Source organism: Bacteroidales bacterium (genome assembly GCA_031276035.1).
Classification (GTDB): Bacteria; Bacteroidota; Bacteroidia; order Bacteroidales; family BM520; genus RGIG7150.
The window spans coordinates 48929-73547 of the sequence record JAISNV010000034.1 but is presented as its reverse complement, the minus strand read 5'-3'; the positions used below and the strand labels follow the sequence as shown (position 1 = coordinate 73547).

Sequence of the window (24619 nt, the reverse complement as noted above, 5' to 3'; positions counted from 1 at the left end):
TATATAGTAATCGAAATTAATTTATTAACCATTTCTTTTCTTCTTTATATAAAATAAAAGAAGTAGGAATTTCATCAGGACTGATTCCGGTTTTTGAATTTAAGTCGTATGCCCCTTTTATTATACATTTTACACGAGCAGTAAGACTAAGTTCGTCGATAGAAATTTCTATTATTTCTACAGAAGGATTAGTTTTTTTCATATCCTTAAGCATATCTTCTGTTATCAAACCTTCTATCATAATAATAGATTCTGCCGCATCTTTAGTGCAATATTTTGCAGCTTTTTTGAAATCACCGGAATACAATGCCTTTGCAAAACTTTTAACGTTATTCGTTATGATTTGCTCGTCGGTTTTTTTACCACAAGAAGTTAGAGTTATCAATAACACTAAAGCACAAGTAATTGATTTAATTATTTTCATCTTAAATATTTTTTTAGTTAATTTTAATGCGAGTTTGTATAATTTGGGAAATCTCAGAAATATTAATTCGTTCTTGAGTCATTGTGTCTCGTTCTCTTATAGTTACAGTATTATCTTCCAAAGTTTGATAATCGACGGTAATACAATAAGGAGTACCGATGGCATCTTGGCGGCGATAACGTTTTCCAATGGCATCTTTTTCATCGTATTGACACATGTAATCATATTTTAGTTTATCCATAATTTCTCTTGCCTTTTCTGCTAAACCATCTTTTTTTGTTAAAGGCAGAATAGCAGCTTTAATTGGAGCAAGAATAGGCGGGATTTTCATTACAGACCGAATGGAACCGTCTTCCAATGTTTCTTCGTTATAAGCAAAAGAAACAACAGACAAAAACATTCGATCAAGACCGATAGATGTTTCAATAACATATGGAACGTAATTTTCATTAAGCTCATAATCAAAATACTGCAATTTTTTACCTGAATGTTCGATGTGAGCTTTCAAATCGAAATCAGTACGAGAATGAATGCCTTCAAGTTCTTTAAACCCGAAAGGAAAATTATATTCGATGTCTGTTGCTGCATTTGCATAGTGAGCTAACTTTTCATGATCATGAAAACGATAATTCTCATTACCCATTCCGAGAGCGTTATGCCACTTTATTCTTTCATCTTTCCAATATTTGAACCATTCGAGTTCTGTTCCGGGACGTACGAAAAACTGCATTTCCATTTGTTCGAATTCTCTCATACGGAAAATAAATTGACGGGCCACGATTTCATTTCTAAAAGCCTTGCCTATCTGTGCAATTCCGAAAGGAATTTTCATTCTTCCTGTCTTTTGTACATTAAGAAAATTGACAAAAATACCTTGAGCCGTTTCCGGACGCAGATAAATTGTGGAAGTATCTTCATTAACTGAACCCATTTGGGAAGAAAACATCAAATTAAACTGGCGAACATCCGTCCAATTTTTAGAACCTGAAATAGGACAAACAATTTCAAGGTCAATGATAATTTGTTTAACGTCTGCCAAGTCATTGTTTTCTAAAGCAGTTGCCAAACGTTTTGAAATATTTTTAATATCTTCATTATATTTCAAAACTTTCTCATTAGTTGAGATAAACTGTTCTTCATTAAAAGAATCACCGAAACGTTTACGTGCTTTTTCTACTTCCTTTTCGATTTTTCCTTCGATTTTAGCTATATGATCTTCAATAAGAACATCTGCACGATAACGTTTTTTAGAATCTTTATTATCGATTAGCGGATCATTGAAAGCATCAACGTGTCCGGAAGCCTTCCAAACTGTCGGATGCATAAAGATTGCGGAATCAATACCAACAATATTTTCATTATATTGAACCATAGATTTCCACCAATATTGCTTGATATTGTTTTTTAACTCCACGCCCATCTGACCGTAATCATACACGGCACTAAGCCCGTCATATATCTCACTCGATTGAAAGATAAAGCCATACTCTTTGCAGTGAGCTACTAAATTCTTGAAAAAATCTTCATGTTTAATCATGCGGCAAAGATAGTAAATAGTTGAGAATTGAGAATTAAGAGTTGAGAGTTTTTTGTAATTGATGGAGTTATAGTGAAAATCTCTTTTTTGTTCTACTTTAAAAGTTTATAGACTTAGAAGGTGATAAAAACAATTTTGGTTACAACATTTATTGATATAATATTTTTCTTAAGACTTAGAAAGTAAAAACAATCTGTAAGTTTCAAATAATTTTTCAAACATAAAAATTTATTACTTTTGCTTTCATGATGGAGGAGAGAAATTATCCTGAAATAGGTAGTGTTTTATATAAAAAAAACAACAAAGCAAGAAGCTATCGCATCAAAGTAAATTCGCGTGAAGAGATACATGTTACGATTCCGCTGTTTGGAACTATAAAGCAAGCTGAAAAATTTGTTTTATCAAAAAAAAATTGGATTATAAATTCTAAAAGCAGACTTAGCAAAAAAACAGTTTATTTATATGGATTAAAACAATACAATGATAAAGTAAGTTTGAATATTATTTCTCAAAATGAACAAAAAAATATCATTAGTTTTAAGGTTGAAAATATGACGGAAATGACAATAACTTTTCCTGAGCATATAGATATTAATAAAACCTCATCACAGGAACAGATTAGAAAATGTTTGGATAAATTATTATCTGTTGTTGCAAATAATTATTTATTAGATAGAATTAGAGAAATTTCTCTGGAAGTAAAGTTAGAATATAATTCCGTAAAAATAACAAGTGCGAAAACACGATGGGGGAGTTGCTCCGGAAAAAATAATATTAACTTGAGTAAATATCTAGTAATGTTGCCGGAAAATCTAATAGATTATGTAATAATTCATGAACTTTGTCATACAGTTCATAAAAACCATAGTAAAGAATTCCATAAGTTAGTTGATTATTATTGTCTGGGACAGGAGAAAAACTTAATAAAAGAATTAAAAGAATATCATATTTTATAATATAGATTTTTTAAGACTTTCTAAGTCTAGGAGAATAAAAATATATAAACTTGAAGATTCTGTAAAACATTAGAGTTTCTTTTTAATTCCCTTGTTATCAAAATAGTCATTTTAATTTTTAATTTTTAATTTTTAATTTTTAATAGTTTTCTATCTTTGCATTTGTATTAAATTTTATATATATGGAAAACAACGAACATAAACCGCTGAATTTCTTAGAACAAATTATCGAAGAAGATTTACAAAAACCGGAATATAATAATACAATACTTACCAGATTTCCACCGGAACCTAATGGCTACCTCCATATTGGCCATGCTAAAGCTATTTGCCTTAACTTCGGACTTGCTAAAAAATATAAGGGCAAAACAAATTTAAGATTTGATGATACCAATCCTTCAAAGGAAGAAGAAGAATATGTAGAATCTATAAAAGAAGATATTAAATGGCTTGGTTTCGACTGGGAGGATAGAGAATATTATGCTTCTGATTATTTTGATCAATTGTATGATTGGGCTGAGTTGTTGATAAAAAATGGAAAAGCTTATGTTGATGACCAATCTGCAGAGATTATTAATCAACAACGTACAACGCCAACAGAACCGGGAATTGAAAGTCCGTACAGAAACAGATCTGTTGAAGAAAATCTGGATTTATTTAGAAGAATGAAAACGGGTGAATTTAATGATGGTGAAAAAGTTTTGAGAGCAAAGATTGACATGAAATCGCCCAACATGCATATGCGAGATCCAATTATGTATAGAATAATGCATGTTAAGCATAATAGAACCGGTAACAAATGGTGCATATATCCCATGTATGATTGGGCACATGGCCAGAGCGATTATATAGAAGGAATTACTCATTCATTATGTACTCTTGAGTTTGAAGTACATAGACCGCTTTACGATTGGTTCTTGGATCAGGTTTATACTCCCGGAAAAATCCGTAATAAACAACGCGAATTCGCACGTTTTAACTTGAGTTATACGGTCATGAGTAAACGTAAACTTCTGGAGCTTGTTAAGAAAAATTATGTTGATAGTTGGGATGATCCCCGAATGCCAACCATTTCAGGTTTACGAAGAAGGGGTTATACGCCTGAATCAATTCGCACTTTTCATGAAAAAGTAGGAATTGCAAAAAGGGAAAACGTTATAGAGATGGAATTGCTTGAGTTTATGATTCGTGAGGATCTTAATAAAAAAGCTCCGCGTGTTATGGCTGTCATAGATCCGGTTAAACTGATAATAGATAATTATCCGGAAGGAAAAACTGAATATTTCTCAACGGAAAACAATCCTGAAGATCCTAATGCGGGAACAAGAAACATTCCCTTTAGTAATGAACTTTACATCGAAAGAGAAGACTTTATGGAAGATCCTCCCAAAAAATTCTTCAGACTAAGTCCTGGAAACGAAGTTCGTCTAAAAAGTGCTTATATCATTAAATGCACTTCAGTAAAAAAAGATTCAAAAGGAAAAATTATTGCAATTCATTGTGATTATGATTCCGAAACTCGTAGCGGTGCACCTCAGTCGAATAGGAAAGTTAAAGGAACTTTACATTGGGTTTCGGCTAAACATGCTATAAATGCTGAAGTTAGAATTTATGACAGATTATTCAACGATCCTAACCCGGATGGTCATAAGGACATCGATTATCTTGAATTTTTAAATCCGGAATCTATTACAGTAAAAAATAATTGTAAGTTGGAACCGTCTTTAGCAAATGCAAAAAAAGGAATCGGATATCAGTTCCAAAGATTAGGATATTTTTGTTTGGATAAATATGCTGATAATGAAAATCTGATTTTTAATAAAACTGTCGGATTGAAAGATACTTGGTCTAAGAAAAATTCTTAGAGTAATATTGAATTTAAAATGAATGATACTTTCTAAGTTTAACAAAATTCTCTAGACTTAGAAAGTCTTATTTATCAACAAATTATTTTCATGAAGTCATTAACTGAGCTTAAAGAAATATTGTTTAGTGAAGGAAAAGCACGTTTTTCCGAAAGTGATTATAATCTTTTATTAGAGATAAATGATTATGCCGAAGAAAAGCTAAGTAATGTAGTGACTCCGCATATATTAGATGGGTTCAATATATACCAACATAATCTGAAAGTAACAATAATTGTTCTTAGAGAATTAAACCTTGATATTGACTCTGTTATTGCTACTCTGTTGGCGCGAAATCAAATTCCTGAAGATTATCAGAATCACAGTCTTTTAAAAAGATTGTCTTCGGAGACAATCGGGTTTATCAAAAATATTCAAAAAATAACCGAGCTCGATTTTATTGATGTAGAAGCGAAAGCCGAATATTTCAGAAAACTTTTAATTAACGTTTCCGTTGATATTAGAGTTGTGATGATAGTATTGATAGACAGGCTTATTACTATGCGTGAGATAATTTGTTTTAATAATGATTATCAAAAGAAAATTAGTATTGAAGCAATGTATCTTTATGCTCCGCTGGCACATAGAATGGGTTTGTATAATATTTATACGGAATTAAGTACGAGATCATTTAAGCATACTAATAAGGTTGATTATGAAGAAATTAAGAACAAGCTTGATGAGATAATTGAAAAGGATAAAAACTTTTTGTCGGATTTTATTAAGCCGATAGAAGATTTACTAAAAGAAATTAATATTCCTTTTGAAATAAAGAGTAGGATAAAATCACCCTTTTCTATTTGGAAAAAGATTAATAATCAGAATATTTCAATTGAAAATATACATGATATTTATGCTATTAGAATTGTTTTTGATTCTGATTTTAATGATGAAAAACTTTTATGTTGGCAGATTTACGCTGCAATAACAGATGTTTATACTCCTATGGTTTCTCGCACGCGAGACTGGATAAGCATTCCTCGAGAAAATGGATATGAATCTCTTCATACAACGGTACAAAGTAAAAACAGCACTTGGGTTGAAGTTCAAATCAGATCGAAGAGAATGGATAAAGTTGCTGAATATGGTCCCGCAGCACATTGGTCTTATAAAGATAAAACCAAAACAACCTCTTTGGAGAAATGGCTGGAGGATATCAGAGAAGTTCTTGAAAATGATAAGCTTGCTCTTGCGGAAATCCTCGAAAATATGAAACCGGAATCCTTAATTGATGAAATTTTTGTTTTTACGCCGAATAAACAAATTAAAAGATTCAATGCCGGTGCAACTTTACTTGATTTTGCTTATGAAATTCATTCCGAAATAGGAAATAAATGTGTTGGCGGCATAATCAACAATAAAAATGTTGATAAGGCCTATAAGCTTCAAAATGGTGATACAATTTTTATTCGGACGTTAAAAACCCAGAAACCTACAGTTGAATGGTTAAAGATAGCAACAACAACTAAGGCAAAATATCAAATAAGAAAATCATTAAATGAAGAATATGAACGACTTGTTGAGCTTGGAAAAGATATTCTTAAAAGAAAGATAAAGAATTGGAAATATGATTTTGTTGAGGTAATTAATGAAATTATAAATTATTTCGATTATAAATTTGGAAATGATTTATATCATGATATTGCGACTGAGAGACTTAGTCCTCAAAAAGTTAAAAGGTTTCTCGACAATATGAAGGAGCTGTCCGAGGGAAAGAAAGAAACAATTCAGACTAAAAGTAAATCTGCGCATAACATGTATCTTGTTATGGTTGAAGATGAAACAAGAGTTAAAGGCGTTTTTGCGGGTTGTTGTGAAGTAAATCCGGGTGATGAGGTTTTCGGATTTATTTCTCAAAATGCCGACATTAAAATTCATAACAGAAAATGCCCGAATGCAGCTTATTTATATTCGAGGTACTCATATAAAATACTTGAATTGAAATGGTTTAATGCAAAAAATCAATTAAACATATGACAAATGAATTTCGAACAACATTTCCAATTGATAAAAAATTAAATATTTCATATAACGACAATATTTTATTGATAGGCTCCTGCTTCAGTGAAAATATCGGAAATATTTTGACGCAACTTCAATTTAATACGCTTGTTAATCCGTATGGAATTTTATATAATCCGTATTCGATTGAAACGATGATTAAGGAAATTTCCGAAGAAAAACAATACAAACATAATGATTTAGTTTTTTTTAATGATAAATGGTTAAGTTTTAATCATCATGGAATATTTTCCGATTTTGAAGCAGCACGAAGTTTAATGAAAATTAATTCATCAATACTCGAAGCCCATGATTTTATTTGTAATGCTGATTATATTTTTCTAACTCTTGGAACATCAATAGTATATTTTAATATAGATAATGATTATCCTGTAGGTAACTGTCACAAATTCCCCTCAAATCAATTTTATCAAAGAAGATTAAGTTTAGATGAAACTGTTGAATCATTAAACAGAATCATAAATTATATTCGAAACTTAAAAGAAGATTTACAAATTATTTTGACTATTAGTCCGATCAGACATTGGAAAAATGGAGCTGTTGAAAATCAAAGAAGTAAATCGACATTAATTATTGCAGTAGATGAAGTTTGCAGCTCTAATGAAGATGTATTTTATTTTCCTGCTTATGAAATTATTATGGATGATTTACGTGATTACAGATTTTATTCGGAGGATATGTTACATCTTAATAATGTGGCGATTGATTATATTTGGAAAAAATTCAAAGAGAATTATATTAACGAATCTTCTTATGAATTGATAAAAGAAATTGAAAAATTAAATAAAGCATTACAACACAGGGTTGAAAAGTCGGAAGGAATTGAATATATAAAATATCAAGAATATATTGAACAACAACGGAATAAAGTTGCGAAGATGAGAAATGAATTTATTTAATATATATTAAACGTAGTAATAATGCAAAAACTGTTATTATTAGCTGTAATAATACTGACAGCAATTAATTGCAAAAGTCAAGAGGTAATTGTTTATCAACCCGAGGCAAAACCGATAACAATAATTCAGAATAAAAACAAATCTTTATATTATCAAAACAATATACACTTGTCAATAAATCAAATGTTAGGGATAACGGTTAATAATCAAGAAGCATACAAATACATAATAAAAGCAAAAAAACTGAATATTACGGCAAATGTTTTTGCATCTATAGGAGGGTTTTGTTTAGGTTATGGTTTGGGCAATTTAATTTTTGGGATGGAAAAAATAACATGGATATTATTTGGTACATGTATCGGATTTATTGGATTTACTATTCCTTTTGTTACTACTGCTGGCAAAAATGTAAATAAAGGTGTAAGTATTTACAATAATACATTAGAAGAAATAGAAAAACCTGTTATTGGTATGGAATTAGGAATGACATCAAACGGAATAGGATTTGTATTGACTTTTTAATTTTTCCCTAGACTTAGAAAGTCTTCATTATTAATTGTTATTTATTCCGTATAAATAGCATTAAACTTAGAAAGTATAAAAAACAATTTTATTAAGAATACATTTTATTAGTTTTATCCCTGATAAACTATAAAAATGAAATTTCCTCCAAAATCACAAGACTTTCACAATTGCTTCTTTCAACTCGTTAATATTTTCCTTATTTTTTGCCGAAATGAAAACCGAAGGAGTATTTTTCTTTCCAATCCATAGTTTTTTTAAATATTCTAGAGAATGGGTATCCTTTTCTTGCTCTATAACTTCCACATTCTCTCCACTTTCTAAGTCTAGTAATTCGGGATAATCCGGTACATCGGGTTTTTCTGCTTCTTTCAACGCATCAATCTTGTTAAATACATAAATCACAGGTTTATCTGCCGCACCTATTTCCATCAAAGTATTTTTTACAACTTCAATTTGCTGTTCATAATTAGGATGCGAAATATCAACAACGTGGAGAAGCAGATCCGCTTCGCGTGTTTCATCAAGTGTAGATTTGAAAGACTCAATAAGAGTTGTTGGTAATTTTCTGATAAATCCGACGGTATCCGAAATAAGATAAGGCTGACTGTTTATGACAATCTTTCTGACTGTAGTATCTAAAGTTGCGAAAAGTTTGTTTTCGGCAAGAACATTGGTACCTGCAAGTAAATTCAAAATTGTTGACTTCCCTACGTTTGTATATCCAACCAAGGCTATACGTTTCATTGTTCCACGATTTCCCCGTTGAATTGATTTCTGCATATCGATTTTCTTTAATTCCTCTTTATATTGAGAAATTTTATTTCGGATAATACGCCTATCGGTTTCAATTTCTGTTTCACCCGGCCCACGCATTCCGATACCGCCACGCTGACGTTCCAAGTGAGTCCATAAACCGGTCAATCGGGGCAACATATATTGACATTGTGCAAGCTCAACCTGAACTTTTGAATGAGCCGTATGTGCATTTTTAGCAAAAATATCTAATATTAAACTTGTCCTGTCTAAAATTTTACATTTCAAAAAGTCTTCAAGATTTCTTAGTTGCGAAGGACTTAGTTCATCGTCAAAAACAACAGTATTTGCTTCTTTTTCAATACAAAGATTTTTAATTTCTTCCAATTTTCCTTTACCGACATAGGTTTTCGGATTAGGAAATTCAACTTTTTGATACACTCTTCCAATTTCTTGTCCGCCAGCCGTTTCGTATAAAAAAGATAATTCATCGAGATATTCTTTGACTTCTGCAAAAGTATTTTTTTGCGGAATGACCGCAACAAGAATTCCGGTTTCAATTAAAGGTGTTGTTTCTATCATAAAAATTTTTTTATTTTGCAAATTAAATCAAAATATTTGACTTTGTATGAATAGTGCCTCATTTACAATTGAAGAAATCTTGAAAATAACTTCGGGAAAACTTATTTCTTCATCGAAAGAAGAACAAATCGTTACTGAAATTTTAATTGACAGCAGGCAAATCGGCAAAACAAAGAATGTCCTCTTTGTTGCAATTAAAACGGAAAGAAACAACGGTCATAATTATATTCCCGAACTTGTGACAAAAGGTGTACGCAATTTTTTAATTTCCTCTATTGATTTTATTACTCTTAATAAAGCAATGAGTGAAAAAACTGATTTCGGAAATTGTAATTTAATTTTGGTAAATAATACTGTTACCGCTTTACAGCAATTGGCGACAAATTATAGAAAATCACTGACTTATCCGATTATTGGAATTACGGGAAGCAATGGAAAAACGATCGTTAAGGAATGGTTATGGCAATTATTGTCTCCGAAACTTAAAATATCTAGAAGTCCGAAAAGCTATAACTCCCAGATAGGCGTACCGCTTTCTATTCTCAAAATGGAAAGAGACAGCGACATAGGAATAATTGAAGCCGGAATTTCGCAACATCATGAAATGGAAAAATTAAATTCCGTAATTTCTCCGGAAATAGGAATCTTAACGAATATAGGACAGGCACATTCGGAAAATTTCGAAAACAAAAAAGATATAATTAAAGAAAAGATTCAGCTCTTTCAGGAATCGAAAAAAATAATTTTTAGAGCCGATGATGAAGAATTATTACAAATGATAGACAGGTGTTATCCGGATAAACTCTTAATAACATGGAAGATGAAAGAAATTGTAAGATTTCTTAAAGATGTAAAACTTCCGAATGAATTTAAAAATGAAGCATCTCTAGAAAATCTCGGTCATTGTATTACTGTTTTAAAAGTCTTAGGTTATGATCCAAATGATTTTAAAAAGCAAATTGCTGCATTGGCACAGGTTGAAATGAGGCTTGAGATAAAAAAGGGATTGAATAATTGCATTATTCTGAATGATAGTTATAGTTTGGATATTAATTCTTTTGCAATAGCAATTGATACTCTTGTGCAACAGAGTAGATTTAATAAGAAAACAATAATTATTTCAGATTTTGCTCCTATAAAAGATGAAGCAATTGAATACCAGATATATTTACAAGTTGCTGATATTATTAATAATAAGCCGATTGACAGAGCAATTTTAATAGGTGAAACGTTAAAAACGTATAGATATCTTTTTAATAAGAAGATAGAAACATTTAAAAACACAAAAGAATTTTTTAAAAAAATTAACTCATTAAGATTTTCTAATGAAGCGATTTTGATTAAAGGTGCAAGAAATTTTCAACTTGAAAATCTGAGCAATATGCTTCAACAACAAGAACATGAAACTGTTCTGGAAGTTAATATGGAGACTATAAAACACAATTTGGATAAGTTTAAAAACCAGCTTAAACCTCAAACAAAAATATTGACTATTGTGAAGGCTTTTTCATATGGTGCAGGAAGTGTTGAAATTGCAGATTTGATGCAGGCAAACAATGTTGATTATATCGCAGTAGCTTTTGTAGATGAAGGAATTCAACTTCGTGAAGCAGGGATAACTCATCCGATCTTGATTATGAATCCGGAAACAAACGCTCTTCGTCAGATGATAGCATATCAACTTGAGCCGGAAGTTTATAGTTTTAGACGTTTTGAGCAGATTTGTGTTGAATTAAAAAATAGTGGTAACGAAAATTTACCATATAAAATTCATTTAAAAATTGATACCGGAATGCACAGACTCGGATTTTCCGAAGATGAAGTAGAGGAGCTCATTCAAAAAATCAAACAAAATAAAAATCTTGTAAAAGTCGCATCAATTTTTTCACATTTGGCTTGTGCTGATGATCCTAAAATGGATGAATTTACTAAGAAACAAATCAAATTATTTAAAGAAGTTTCCGCGAAGATTGAAAAAGATTTGGGATATAAAACCATCAAGCATATATTAAATTCTTCCGGCATTGCAAGATTTCCGGAAGCACAAATGGATATGGTTCGTATTGGAATCGGACTTTACGGAGCTGATGAAAAACTTCGTGAAATTTTAAATGTTGAGCAAGCATTGAGATTGAAAACTATTATCTCTCAAATTAAAACAATAGAAAAAGGAGAAAAAATTGGTTACGGCATGGAATGGGAAGCAAAAAAGAAGACAAAAATTGCTATCTTACCAATTGGCTATGCCGATGGATTAAAATTGTCATTAGCTAATAAGGCGGAAGTTTTTATTTCGGGAAAAAGATTTCCGATAATAGGGAGAATAAGTATGGATATGTGTTACGTTGATATTAGCGGAAAAAATATTTCCGAAGGCGAAGAAGTGGAACTTTTCGGTAACAATATTTCAATTGATGAATTGGCAAAAAATGCCGATACGATTTCTTATGAAATCATATCAACACTTTCGCAGAGAATTAAAAGAGTTTATTACTACTAATTTTTTATTGCCGTACCCGTGATTGTTGAAGTATACTGAATGGTAGAAGATTCTTCTAATAATCCGTATCCCGATCCACTCATTTCAATAGAGAAAGAAAGATTATCATCAACAAGGGTTCCGCTGCCCGAAACATCAAGATTAATTATATAAAACAACATATTCATAATAATTTTTGTCGGTTTAATAATGAAATCCTTTCCATCTACTTCAGCAGAAAGTTCGGTATTATTATTAATCAGATTATAAAAAACAATTTCATTATCAACTTCCCCGAGTTTAACGGAAAAATTGAGATCAGCGGTTTCATTAATATCATTAACGATGCTTTCACCGGTTGAAGGGTCAACTGCTGTATACTCTCCGGTCGCGGTGGCTTCTCCGGTATAATCGCCTATAAAAGCCTCACTGTTTTTCAAATCTCTGTTGCATGCAAAGAAAAATATGCTTATGCAAGGGATTAAAATTAAAATTATTTTTTTCATTTTATTTTTTATATAAATTATTTTTTTCAATAAATCTATTGTTTAATAAACTTTTGTTGCACATTATTTACATTGATGATATATAATCCGGGAGAAAGTGCCGATACATTTATTTGTGTATTTGAAAGTTTTTGTTTTAAAACTAAATTTCCTACAAGATTATATATTTCAACATATTTATTTGATAAAGTGCCGTCATTTAATTTAATATTAATATAATCATCAACAGGATTAGGATAGATATTAAAAGTTGAATTATATGTTTTTATACCGATAATACTTGGATAACATTCGATTTCATTGGAAAAAGCTTCACAACCGTCTGAATATACAGCAGAAATCATATACATATGACTTTCTAAAGGAGGATTTATATCTATATAATAACTATCGGTAGTTGTTATAATAACTTCATTATCACGATATACATTATAATGTAGGAAATTTCCGGAATGCTGATTAAAAACATGCGTCCACTCGATATGAACTAACGCTTCATCTTTACATATGATTAATTGAATTACATCAATCTCATCATCACAAAAGATAACATTTACAGAAGTACAAATTTCTCCTGATTCTATATCAGAATAAATGGCTGTAACACAATATTCGAATGTTCCTCCTTCCGATTCTTCAGAAAACTCTGTATTTGTTATATTTTCTGCCACTAATTCATTCTCTTTGTATACATTATATCCTGTAACTTCACTTTTTCCTTCCGGTGCTTCCCAAGTTAATTCAACAACATTGAAATCAAGTGAAGAAATTAAATTGGTTGGAGGAGCAAAAGTAGCGTCACAATCGTTAGGGTTAACACCATATGCACCCACAGCATTAACAATATTATTCGCATCTGAAATCGGCCATAAGTCTTGAATAACAATGCTTCTATCGGGGGCAATGAGAATAATTGTCGGATAAGCAGGAATTCCATAATTGTTACAAATTGAACTTCCACCGCCTTGCTGACCGCTTATAGTTGGATATTCAATGCCGTATGTTTCTACCCATGTCAGGCATGCCGCATCCGAATCCATACTTGATATTTCCAAAAAGAAAATGTCATGAGCATTACAACCTAAAAGTTCGTATGCTTGGGCAATTTTAGGCGTAACTGTTTGACAAGGACCACAATTAACGAAAAAGAAATCGATTAACACATATTGACCTCCATCTAAAATTTCAAAGAGGTGAAAAGGCTCTCCATGGCAGTCTGTTGTTTCGAAATCGACAGCTGTGGTTAATGAAGTTTGCGCATTTATTGAAAAGCAAAATAACGCAATTAATAAAAGACTTAGGGTAAATTTTTTCATAGTAAAAGGTTTTAAATTAATAATTATTATTTAAAAGATTTTTTAGAAACGTAAATAATAATCTTACACCGCAACCTGTAGCTCCGGATACTCTGTATTCCATTCTTTTCTTGATGAAAGCAGGGCCCGCAATATCCAAATGAATATAAGGAGATTCGGTAAAATTGGCCAAAAACTTTCCTGCAGTAATAGCTCCTGCATAGCCTCCTGAGCTTACATTGTTAACATCTGCAATTTCAGACATGTTAAGTTTGTCGTATTCTTCCCAGAAAGGAAATTCTACAATTCTTTCATAAACTTGATTGCCGGCAGAATTTAATAAAGACATATTATTTCCGAAATCTTTACCCATTGCAACAATTCCATAAGGTCCGATTGCTCTTGAAGCTGCGCCGGTTAAGGTTGCAATATCAATAATAAGCTCCGGCAAATATTTGTCCGCAAAACTCAAAGCATCGGCAAGAATTAGTCGTCCCTCCGCATCAGTGTTAGTAATTTCCACAGTCTTTCCATTGAACATTGTAATAATATCTCCGCTGACCATAGCGTTTCCATTAAGTCTATTATCAGTTGCAGGGACAAGGCCGATGACATGAATCGGTAATTCTGATTTTGCAACAATATATAAAAGTGCTGCAACAACAGCACCACCAGCCATGTCGCTCTTCATGTCTTCCATATATCTGTCTGTCTTAATATTCATTCCCCCTGAATCATAAGTAACACCTTTACCGACAAATATATAAGGTTTTTTGTTGATATGATTTCTTGGTTTCCATTCCATTATAGAAAAAGTAGGAGGATCTATACTTCCTTTATTTACAGCGAGTAATCCGCCGAATTTCAAACTTTCTAATTTTGTTTTATTAAAGATGTCAACTTTAAACCCTGCGGTTTTACCTAATTCTTTTACTTTTTCGGCAAAAATAATTGAATTTACTGCTGTAACAGGTTCATTAACCAAATCACGAGCAATAATTACTGCATCACAAAGATTTAATAACAAGACTGTGTTTTCTTTAGAAAAAGCAGATAGAATGATAATATGTTCGATTTTTTCTTTCTTTTTTGAAAGATATTTGTCGAAAGCGTAATTGCCGAGAATTAAACCTTCAAGAAAAGCAAATGAGAAATCTTCATTATCAATAAAACTTTCAAAAGAAAAAATGGTTTTTTTATCTTCATTAATATACTTCTGAATATCATTCCCCAAACATCTGAAATTTTCCAAATCATCATTTTGACATAAACAGAGAAACAATTTTTCATCAAACCTGTTTAAAACAATTATTTGTTTCTTTTTATCAGTTAAATATTTTTCCTTGATATATACAACTTCTTTTTCAGTAAAAGCAAGTCGTTCTATTATATCTAAACTATAATCAAGATATACCTTATGATATGTTTTTTGTTTTGTAGTGGATATTTTCATTTTTAAGTAGATAATCAATTATTTTACATGCAAATTTAAATATATAATTTAAAGAATGAATCTTTTTTAAGAAAAAAGAAAGATTTTTGTTTCACTTTCCAAGTCTTATAGACTTAGAAAGTTTTATATTTTTGATATGATTAATCCATACGATATAAACAATTTAATAAATAAAAAGGAGGTACATCAAAATATATACCTCCTTAAAATATGGTCTAAGATTAATTACTAGTTAATGCTTTATAAACTTCCGAACAGACTTTCCAAGTTTAATAAAATAAATACCGTTTGATAATTTTGAAACATCGATATTAAGAGCATTATTTGACATTTCATATTTTCCAACAATATTGCCCGAAATATTATATATTTCAACAATATTATTTTTGTTTGTTTCTGTTTTGATATTTAAAATATTGCTAGTAGGATTAGGATAGATGATAAAAGAACTTTTATCAAAATCAACTATTCCCATAAAATTTGTTATAATTTCAAGATTTTCCGAGTCAACAGATTCTTGTCCGGCTTTATCAACAGTTGTTACAGTTACATTATAGGTTGTTAAATCTTCAACATTATAAATAATTTGATTCCCTGGCGTTTCTATAATTTCCTCATTTCCGGAGTTAACATTTTTAACAGTAACATTAAAATAATCTAAATCATTTATTTCGGGCATATCCCAAGAAATAGCTACAAATTCGGGAGAATTAAAATAGCTAGGATTATAACGTAAATTTTCAGGTGGTGGAGGAACATCATCTGTTGCATAGAAATTCATTATACCGTATCCAACAGGTACAAATGTTTCGGCATTATCATAGGGCCATTGACCATCTTGATTACCATAAGCACCGTCTCTGACATATATGTATGCTTTGCTCTTATTCATGTTACCGGGTGTAATATCATGATCATCCGAGCCTATAGGAAGAGTAAATTCCGCAACAACGTAACCGACTGCGTCAGAAGCTGCTACATCACAGGTTAGGGTATATGTATCACCAACACCACCGGTATTATAAATGGGTCGATATTGAACGCTATAAGTTCCTGCAGGTCCATAATTTATCCAGTAATTTCCTTCCGAATCATTACCGGATTCTTCATATACACCGTTAAAATTGTCATCAATATAAAAAGCAGTTCTATCACCTGAACTTAGTTGAGTATCATTTTTATTTTCAACGGCAACATATAAATTATCTTCATCTGCTTTAATGTACATAATAACACTTCCTACTGGTTGATAAGATCCGTCACTACCGAGAAAATCCGAAGCATCGAAAACAAAAGCATCATCCCATTCTCCGGCAGATATTACACCATCAATATTCGGAATTATTGAAGTATTATATATATCAATTTCTTTAGTAATAAATGATGTTAAGGTATAGCCCAATGCCGTATTTGAAAAAGGACCTTCCAAGTCTGCGGTGATAATAGCAGTCACTGTATAATAATAATTGAATGTAGGTAGCGCCGTATCATCAATAAATTCGGTTTCATTTACACCAACTGATGCAAAAACATCTGTAAACGGAGCATTTTCGTTTTGTTTTCTATAAATATTATATCCTATGCAAGAACCTTCGTATTCATTCCAGCTGAGATTAACAGTTGGATATGCGCCTTGAGAGGCAAATAAATTTTTAACAGCTTCTCCGGCAGGTTGTAAATCTATATTAATATTAGTAGTATTACCGGCAGTAATAACAATATTTTCAACAGTTTGTGAATAATACCCTTGTTTAGAAGCAGTTAATGAATATGTACCGGCAGGTATATATTTTATGTCGAAATCACCGGAAACTTTAGAATAAGCATAATAATCATCAATGTTTTCTAGAGTGATTAAAACTAAGCTATTATCGTCGTTACCTATAAGGTCTGCAATTCCGCTAAGATTACCGAATGTTGAAGGTACCGGGTTAAAAAAATATGCCTGACCTCCATATCCCATTTCTCGAGCATGTACACCCTTTCCGGCAGTAATTCCTTTTGAACCGTCCGAAGCTATATCTACATAAGAAAATGAACCGGAAGTGCCAAGTGTAGAAATTGGTTCGGAACTTTCTTTGCGGAAAATATACAAATCGGGACTTGAATGATCCAACGGACCATAGCCTGCACAGGCTATTAAACTACCATCATCGGTAATGGAAATATAACATATTTGATCTCCACAATCATGAAATGACCATACAGGTTCTCCGGAATAATTGTTGAAAGCATATACTGAACCCATATAACCGGTACTTGTAAAACCAAGAGTTCCAAATGCAATTGTAGAACCGTCAGCTGATATAGCGATGCCACTTCCCCATGTTGAAGATGAACTTGAATGTTGTAAAGATGTTTGCCATTGTTGTTCATATGTACCGTTTACCAGCTTGTATAAAGTACCTTTACCACTAAAATCGGCCATAGCCAAATATTCACCATTAGCACTAAAAGCCGGAGTTTGTGTTGGAGAATTATTATAATAGTATAATTCTTGTTTTACATTCCCATTTTGAGGATCAATGATTAATGCTTTTGTTGCAGGTTGCGATAGACAAATAATTACTTGAGAATGATCTTCGGAAATATTGATGCCTACAATACCATTTTCGGCTTGTATTGTCCATACTGGTGTTTGAGAATTTATCAGACAAGAATATACTTTGTAATCGCCGTCGCTAAAATAAAAACCTGTTCCGTCGGGATAAGCCGCAGCATAAGAAACTCCCGAAGCAATACTTTTTTCCCAAAGAAGATTTCCGGTAACCGGATCTAGAACATATATTTCCGTTCCATCTGTTACAATGTATAAACTTCCTTCCTTATTTGAAAAAGCTTTTGTAAAATCGAATGAAGTTGGAAATTCCCAAATAGCGGAATTTGTATTTCCGTATTGAGCTACGCGATTATCATTTAAAGCCCAATTAACAAAACTTTTTTCGGTTTCTTTAGAATAATACACATGCTCACCAATTGAATAGGATTCAGATTTTGACCAAATTATCTCAACATTTTCTGCAACTGCATCAGACTGTTTTTGAGGAGAAGCTGTATTTAAATAATCAAGTTTATAGGACACTCCGTCACTGTTTGTGATAAGTTTAGAAGCCGCATATTGTTGGGAATATGCATTAGTAGAATAAAATACTACCAGAATTAAAAAGAACAAAAAAGAATAAAAATTTTTCATAAAGATAAAAATTTAAGGTTTATATTTATATTTAAAAACATGTGAACTTATACATGTTTTTATATATTAAATCTCTATAAAAAATCCTTTTTCTGCATTATATTTGGCAACAAAATTAGAAACTTTTTTTTAAAAATCAAACTTAAACACAATATTTTTTAAAAATAAAAGAAACTTTCTAAGTTTAGTGAATATAGATAACAAATATTTGACAATAAAGACTTTCTAAGTCTAGGGAGAAATAGAAAAGCTAGTAAAACTTCTTAAGCAGATAAAATTATTTTTCGACTTTCTAAGTCTAGGGCATTTTTATTTTCAATCAAATATTTAATTATTCGAACAAAATAATGATTTTTACTACGTCTGTTAATTTTCTTATAATTCAGACTTTTTCAGGAAAAGATACTAAAAAACTTACGGAATTTAATATTTTTCGGCGTTATCAAAAAAGATCACATCATTATATCAATTCTAAAATTTTAATTCTAAATGTTTAATTATTTCATATCTTTGCATAAAAAAATTGAATTTAACTTTAAAAATAATTATAAATGAAATTACCTTTTGCAGAGTCTTATAAAATTAAGATGATTGAACCGATTAAACGTAGTACCCTCGAAGAAAGAAAACAATGGATTAAGGAGGCTAATTATAACGTTTTTCAATTAAAAGCGGAACAAGTATATATTGATTTGATTACCGATTCGGGAACCGGTGCAATGAGTGACCGCCAATGGGCGGAAATGATGGTCGGTGATGAAAGTTATGCAGGTGCTAATTCTTTCTATAAAATGAAAGATATGATAACTAAAATAACAGGATTTAAATATGTTATCCCGACTCACCAAGGTAGAGCCGCTGAAAATGTTCTTTTTTCTTGTTTAGTTCATGAAGGTGATTATATACCCGGAAATTCTCATTTCGATACAACAAAAGGTCATATAGAATCCCGTAAAGCTTTTGCCGTTGATCTTACTGTTGATGAAGCAAAAAATACTCAACTCGAAATTCCTTTTAAAGGAAATGTTGATGTAACAAAATTGGAGAGATTCCTTGCTGAAAATGCAGGTAATGTTCCGTTTATTATTGTTACGATTACTAATAATACTGCTGGCGGACAACCTGTTTCTATGCAAAATCTCCGCGAAGTTCGTGAAGTTGCTAAGAAATATAATAAACCGGTTTTATTTGATTCGGCTCGTTTTGCCGAAAATGCATATTTTATCAAAGTAAGAGAAAAGGGCTACGAAAATAAAACAATAAAAGAAATCTGTCGTGAAATGTTCACCTTTGCAGACGGTATGACTATGAGCGCTAAGAAAGATGCTATTGTTAATATGGGCGGATTTATTGCTACAAATTTGGAAGAATGGTATGAAAGTGCTAAGGTTAAAACAATCGTTTACGAAGGTTATATAACGTACGGAGGAATGAGCGGAAGAGATATGAATGCTCTTGCAGTAGGTTTGGATGAAAATACTGAATTTGAAAATCTTGAAACACGTATTAAACAAGTTGAATATCTTGCTAAAAGATTAGACGACTTTAATATTCCTTACCAAAGACCTGCAGGTGGCCATGCTATATTTGTTGATGCTCCTAAAGTTTTAACTCATGTCCCTAAAAATGAATTTCCTGCTCAAACTTTAACTATCGAATTATATCTTGAAGCTGGTATTCGTGGTTGCGAAATAGGATATTTATTAGCCGACAGAGATCCGGTTACTCGTGAAAATCGTTTCAACGGACTTGATTTGCTGAGACTTGCAATTCCAAGACGTGTTTATACAAATAATCATATGGATGTTGTTGCTGTTGCTCTGAAAAATGTATATGATAGAAGAGAATCTATCACAAGAGGAGTAAAAATTGTTTGGGAAGCCGAACTAATGAGACACTTTACCGTTAAATTAGAACCGCTGAAATAAATTAATTGACCATTTTTTATTTGAAATTATAATTTAATCTTGTAATTCTCATGAAAACGTATAGATATTCGTTTTTTCCGGGACCAACAACAGTTTCTGAAAATGTTTTAAATATTGGATTGATGAATTTCGGTTCGGCTGATGTTGAGCCGGAATTTCTTACATTGTACAATAACTGTGTAAGCGATTTAAAAAAACTTTTTAATACAAGAGGCGATGTTGTTATTATGACGGGCGAAGGTATGCTTGCTTTGTGGAGCGGATTAAATAGCTGCTTGGTTCCTGATGATAGAGTTTTAGCAATTTCAACCGGCATTTTCGGTACCGGAATTGGAACAATGGCTGAAAGCATAGGTTGTGAAGTGAAAATTATAGAATTTCCTTATGACTGTAGTTTTGAAGATTATTATTTGATTGAAAAAACTATTGCAGAATTTAAGCCGAAGATGATTACGGCAGTTCATTGTGAAACTCCAAGCGGAATACTTAATGATCTTACAGTGTTGGGAAAGTTGAAAAAAATGTATAACGTTCCCCTTTTTTATGTGGATGCCGTATCGTCCGTAGGTGCGGTACATATAAATGCTGATAAAAATAATATTGATCTTTGTCTGGGCGGAACACAAAAAGCATTGTCCGCACCACCAAATACATGTTTTCTTACAGTTAGTAATAAAGCTTGGGAAATAATAGAAAAGGTTAACTATCAAGGATATGATGCTCTACTTCCTTTTAAGGATGTTAAAAAAACAGGATACTTCCCTTATACGCCAAGTTGGGTAAATATTGCTCAATTGTATCAATCCACTCAAAATATTTTTGTCGAAGGGTTTGATAATGTTGTTAAAAGACATAAAGACTGTTCGCAGAAAGTTATCATGAAATTAAAAGAAGCCGGAATACAGCTATTTCCTCGTAAAGTTGAATATTCTTCCCCTACGGTTACAGCCGCTTATATTCCTGATGGATATACTTGGGAAAAATATGATAAAAAGATGAGAGAAAAAGGAATTGTTTTTGGCGGTAACTACGGTGAATTAAAAGGGAAAGTTTTTAGAATAGGGCATATGGGCACTCAAACAAACTTCGAAGAATTATGCCTGTTTTAATTATTTGTACATATTTTGCATTACTACTCATTCCGTTTGCTATCGGGTTGATAATCGGAATGGAAAAATCATTGCAGTTTAAAGATGTATTAAAACTTAACAGTATAACAACGGTTGTATTAGGTGCGTTTTCTTTTGCAGGACTGGGCTTAGCTTACTTATTTAATAATTCCGACATTAAGTTTATGGGGGCAATTCTTATATTGGTTGCTGGCTTCACTACATTAAATAAAGGAGGAAAATCAAACGCATTTCTGTTTTCCGTAGATGTATTAAATATTAAATATTATTTCTTTTCTAATGTAGCGGTCGGATTAAGTGTTATGCTGGCTACTTTCGGATTAAAACTTTTTTGTCCTGTAACGTGGCAATATCCGTTACTGTTTATTGCTTTTTCTTTTATTATATGCTTTCTCGGAATTTGGTTCGGAAAAAAAATTAAGACCATTAAAATAATTAAAATTTCACTTCTTTTGTCCGGTATTATGCTTTTTTTAATCGGACTTATCATGTTTTTCCTAATATGGAAATAAACATGTAATAGATTGTTTATTAAAGAAAAAAGGACGCTCGAATAAAATTTTTGAATGTCCGAATAAAAAAACAAACATCTTTTCCAAGTAAATCAGACATCAACATTTATTATTAAGGCGACAGAAAAATTTATTAGTTGGATTTTTGCATAAAAATTTAAAAATAATCGTCATGTCAACTATTAAAAGCATCTTCAAAAACGGTAAATTATTATACGGCGAAAAAATAATGTTCGAAACATATTTAGGTGAAAAATACACTTTTTCACAATTTGCTTCGAAGGTTAAGGATATACAAAACACTTTATATTATTATGGAATAAGTAAAGGAGATAAAGTAGCTATTCTTGCTGAAGATACGCCTCAGTGGAATATGGCTTTTTATGCAATTACAACAATGGGTGCAATAGCAGTCCCGATTTCAAAATTTAAAGATATTTCTACTCTGCATAGAATAACTATTGCGGCTGAATGTAACCTCTTACTTTTGCAAAAAGATATTCTTAATGATATAACTTTTGAGAAACTTAGTGAAGATACACATCTTACGATAATAGATATTGACATTCTAAAATGTGTTTTATCTCCAAACGCAAAGCAAAAACAAAATTTCAAATCAACTAATAATGTTAACAGTTTAACAATGCCGAAAGTGGATATTATATCTACCGATTTAGCTGCGGCAAGAGTTGATATAGATTTTTACAGTACGAATATCATATATTTTACTCACGAAGAATTGATTGCAGAGGCAAAAGAACAGGCAACCGAAACCGGAATAAACGAAAATGATGTTATTGTCTCAATTATGCCGATATCATATTCTTATCGTAAACTTACAACCGCACTGATTCCTGCAATTTTCGGAAATACAACTATATTTAAACCAAGACATTCGAATTTTAAAATGATTTTATCATTGATAACCGAAATGAAGCCGACTGTAATTTTTACGGTACCAAAAGTCTTGGAATTAGTTTATGCAAGTAGTATGGTAGATAGCAAATCCAAAGCACTTATTGAAACTAATGTGGAAAAATTTGGTTTGTTTGATAAAATGAGATTGAAATTACAAGGATCAAGAATCTATAAAACACTTGGCGGAAAGGTCCGCGTTTGTAATTTAGATGACGAACCCAATAACAGAAAAGTCGAGAAATTTCTTAAATATTCCGGTTTGAATTTTAAAATGAAATTTAATTAATTGAAAATTAAAATGAGATTATTAAATGCAGTTATTTTGATAATATAAAACAAAGAATATATTATTATAATTCTTAATTCTTAATTCTTAATTCTTCCATAATCTCATCCGTAGCTCCTAAGTTTTTATCAATAATTTCCTGACAAGAACCTTTTGCCTTTTCCAGAAAATTATCGTTGAGCAAATTATCAATAATTTCTATTAATTCTTCCTTTTTGGAAAAGCTAAAAGCACCACCGGCGTTTATCAGGGTTATAGCTTCATTAAAATATTTGTAATTTGGTCCGAAAATTACCGGGACTTCATAAACAACAGCTTCTAATATATTGTGAATACCTTTTCCGAATCCACCGCCAATATACGCAAACTTAGCATAACGATATAGCCGTGATAATAATCCGATACAATCAATAATTAAAATATTCGAATCCGAATCTTTTGAAATTTTATATTCACTATACAAAACACTATTATTAAATAGCTCTTTGATACGATTTATATTATCTTCAGTTACTTCGTGCGGAACAATTATAATTTTATACTTTCTAAGTTTAGGGAGAATTTCCAAAAGCATCGTTTCATCTTTCGGCCAGGTACTGCCCGTAATAAAAACATTTTCACTGTTTCCGATAAAAGAACTTATTTTTTCATCGTAGAAATCCGTATCGGCAATAGCTTTAACTCTATCATAACGAGTATCTCCGGCAATGGTAACCTGATTAATTCTAATACTTTCCAATAATCTTTTCGATTCTTCATTCTGAACAAAATAGTGAGTTACCTTTCGAAGTCTTTGTCTAAACCATCCGCCATACCATCTAAAAAAATATTGTGTTTTTCTTATATTACAAGAAATATAAATTATGGGAATATCAGCTTCTTTTAGCACCCAAAGATTATTATACCAAAACTCATATTTTACAAACACAACAAAAACGGGCCTTACAATATTAATAAACCTGTAAGCATTAATTATTGTGTCAAGAGGCATATAAAAAGTATAATCTACTTCTTTTTGATACTTTTTATTCTTAAATCCGGAAGGGGAAAAAAATGTAAGTAAAATTTTATGTTCAGGGTATTTTTCCTTGGTTTTAATGATAACAGGTAATCCTTGTTCATATTCCCCTAAAGAAGCACAGTGAAACCAAATAATACCTTTTCCGGGATCAATCTTTTTTAATCTTTTAAAAATGTTTTTGCGTCCGCGTACCCATTCTCTTGCTTTTTCACTGAAAAGACAAGAAATACATATTAAAAAATAGTATATTATAAGAGCAATGTTATACATTTAAATAAAATAAATGCAGCAATATA

At 31.3% G+C, this 24619-nt stretch carries 18 protein-coding genes; 10 read left to right on the top strand and 8 right to left on the bottom strand.

The genetic code is table 11. The features are described from left to right. Positions 1-16: 16 nt before the first annotated feature. Positions 17-424: a hypothetical protein gene (locus LBP67_08820; protein ID MDR2085079.1), complete on the bottom strand. Its 408-nt coding sequence runs from the start codon at positions 422-424 to the stop codon at positions 17-19. 13 nt (positions 425-437) lie between these two features. Next, positions 438-1958 (bottom strand): glycine--tRNA ligase, encoded by a 1521-nt coding sequence (locus tag LBP67_08815; protein ID MDR2085078.1) that lies wholly within the window; start codon positions 1956-1958, stop codon positions 438-440. Between the two features lie 248 nt (positions 1959-2206). On the opposite strand from LBP67_08815, the gene LBP67_08810 reads away from it, so the two are divergent. The 5 genes from LBP67_08810 (at position 2207) to LBP67_08790 (ending at position 8264) form a co-directional block, all read left to right on the top strand. After that, a complete protein-coding gene (locus tag LBP67_08810; protein ID MDR2085077.1) occupies positions 2207-2917 on the top strand; it encodes a M48 family metallopeptidase in 711 nt (236 codons plus the stop codon). Positions 2918-3099: 182 nt separating this feature from the next. After that, positions 3100-4782 carry a glutamine--tRNA ligase/YqeY domain fusion protein gene (locus LBP67_08805; protein MDR2085076.1) on the top strand — a complete coding sequence of 561 codons (1683 nt, stop codon included), beginning with the start codon at positions 3100-3102 and terminating at the stop codon, positions 4780-4782. A 90-nt stretch (positions 4783-4872) separates the two neighbouring features. Next, complete coding sequence (locus tag LBP67_08800) at positions 4873-6798, top strand: HD domain-containing protein (GenBank protein ID MDR2085075.1); 1926 nt, start codon at positions 4873-4875, stop codon at positions 6796-6798. Continuing rightward, positions 6795-7742 carry a GSCFA domain-containing protein gene (locus tag LBP67_08795; GenBank protein ID MDR2085074.1) on the top strand — a complete coding sequence of 316 codons (948 nt, stop codon included), beginning with the start codon at positions 6795-6797 and terminating at the stop codon, positions 7740-7742. Before LBP67_08800 ends, LBP67_08795 begins: the two co-directional genes overlap by 4 nt. Positions 7743-7763: 21 nt before the next feature. Beyond that, positions 7764-8264: a hypothetical protein gene (locus tag LBP67_08790; GenBank protein MDR2085073.1), complete on the top strand. Its 501-nt coding sequence runs from the start codon at positions 7764-7766 to the stop codon at positions 8262-8264. Between the two features lie 153 nt (positions 8265-8417). Here the strand turns inward: LBP67_08790 and hflX are convergent, their stop codons facing one another. Further along, positions 8418-9602 (bottom strand): GTPase HflX, encoded by a 1185-nt coding sequence (hflX, locus tag LBP67_08785; protein ID MDR2085072.1) that lies wholly within the window; start codon positions 9600-9602, stop codon positions 8418-8420. 46 nt (positions 9603-9648) lie between these two features. Here hflX and LBP67_08780 point away from each other — a divergent pair, with 46 nt between their 5' ends. Beyond that, on the top strand, positions 9649-12102 hold the full coding sequence (locus tag LBP67_08780; protein MDR2085071.1) for a bifunctional UDP-N-acetylmuramoyl-tripeptide:D-alanyl-D-alanine ligase/alanine racemase: 2454 nt from the start codon (positions 9649-9651) through the stop codon (positions 12100-12102). Here the strand turns inward: LBP67_08780 and LBP67_08775 are convergent. From LBP67_08775 to LBP67_08760, 4 genes are all read right to left on the bottom strand, one after another. Continuing rightward, positions 12099-12587, bottom strand: a complete 489-nt coding sequence (locus LBP67_08775; protein ID MDR2085070.1) for a hypothetical protein — start codon at positions 12585-12587, stop codon at positions 12099-12101. The genes LBP67_08780 and LBP67_08775 overlap by 4 nt on opposite strands. 35 nt (positions 12588-12622) lie before the next feature. Next, positions 12623-13903 (bottom strand): T9SS type A sorting domain-containing protein, encoded by a 1281-nt coding sequence (locus LBP67_08770; protein ID MDR2085069.1) that lies wholly within the window; start codon positions 13901-13903, stop codon positions 12623-12625. 16 nt (positions 13904-13919) lie between these two features. Next, a complete protein-coding gene (locus tag LBP67_08765) occupies positions 13920-15335 on the bottom strand; it encodes a leucyl aminopeptidase family protein (GenBank protein MDR2085068.1) in 1416 nt (471 codons plus the stop codon). A gap of 232 nt (positions 15336-15567) precedes the next feature. Next, complete coding sequence (locus LBP67_08760; protein ID MDR2085067.1) at positions 15568-18528, bottom strand: carboxypeptidase regulatory-like domain-containing protein; 2961 nt, start codon at positions 18526-18528, stop codon at positions 15568-15570. A 551-nt stretch (positions 18529-19079) separates the two neighbouring features. Here LBP67_08760 and LBP67_08755 point away from each other — a divergent pair. From LBP67_08755 to LBP67_08740, 4 genes are all read left to right on the top strand, one after another. Next, the gene (locus LBP67_08755; protein MDR2085066.1) at positions 19080-20456 is read left to right on the top strand and encodes a tryptophanase; all 1377 of its coding nucleotides are present in this window, start codon (positions 19080-19082) and stop codon (positions 20454-20456) included. Between the two features lie 50 nt (positions 20457-20506). Then, the gene (locus LBP67_08750) at positions 20507-21565 is read left to right on the top strand and encodes an aminotransferase class V-fold PLP-dependent enzyme (GenBank protein ID MDR2085065.1); all 1059 of its coding nucleotides are present in this window, start codon (positions 20507-20509) and stop codon (positions 21563-21565) included. Beyond that, complete coding sequence (locus LBP67_08745) at positions 21553-22098, top strand: hypothetical protein (protein MDR2085064.1); 546 nt, start codon at positions 21553-21555, stop codon at positions 22096-22098. The genes LBP67_08750 and LBP67_08745 overlap by 13 nt, the downstream gene beginning before the upstream one ends. Positions 22099-22270: 172 nt before the next feature. After that, complete coding sequence (locus LBP67_08740; GenBank protein MDR2085063.1) at positions 22271-23302, top strand: long-chain fatty acid--CoA ligase; 1032 nt, start codon at positions 22271-22273, stop codon at positions 23300-23302. Positions 23303-23375: 73 nt separating this feature from the next. Here the strand turns inward: LBP67_08740 and LBP67_08735 are convergent, their stop codons facing one another. Then, positions 23376-24593 (bottom strand): 3-deoxy-D-manno-octulosonic acid transferase, encoded by a 1218-nt coding sequence (locus tag LBP67_08735; GenBank protein MDR2085062.1) that lies wholly within the window; start codon positions 24591-24593, stop codon positions 23376-23378. Between the last annotated feature and the right edge of the window lie 26 nt (positions 24594-24619).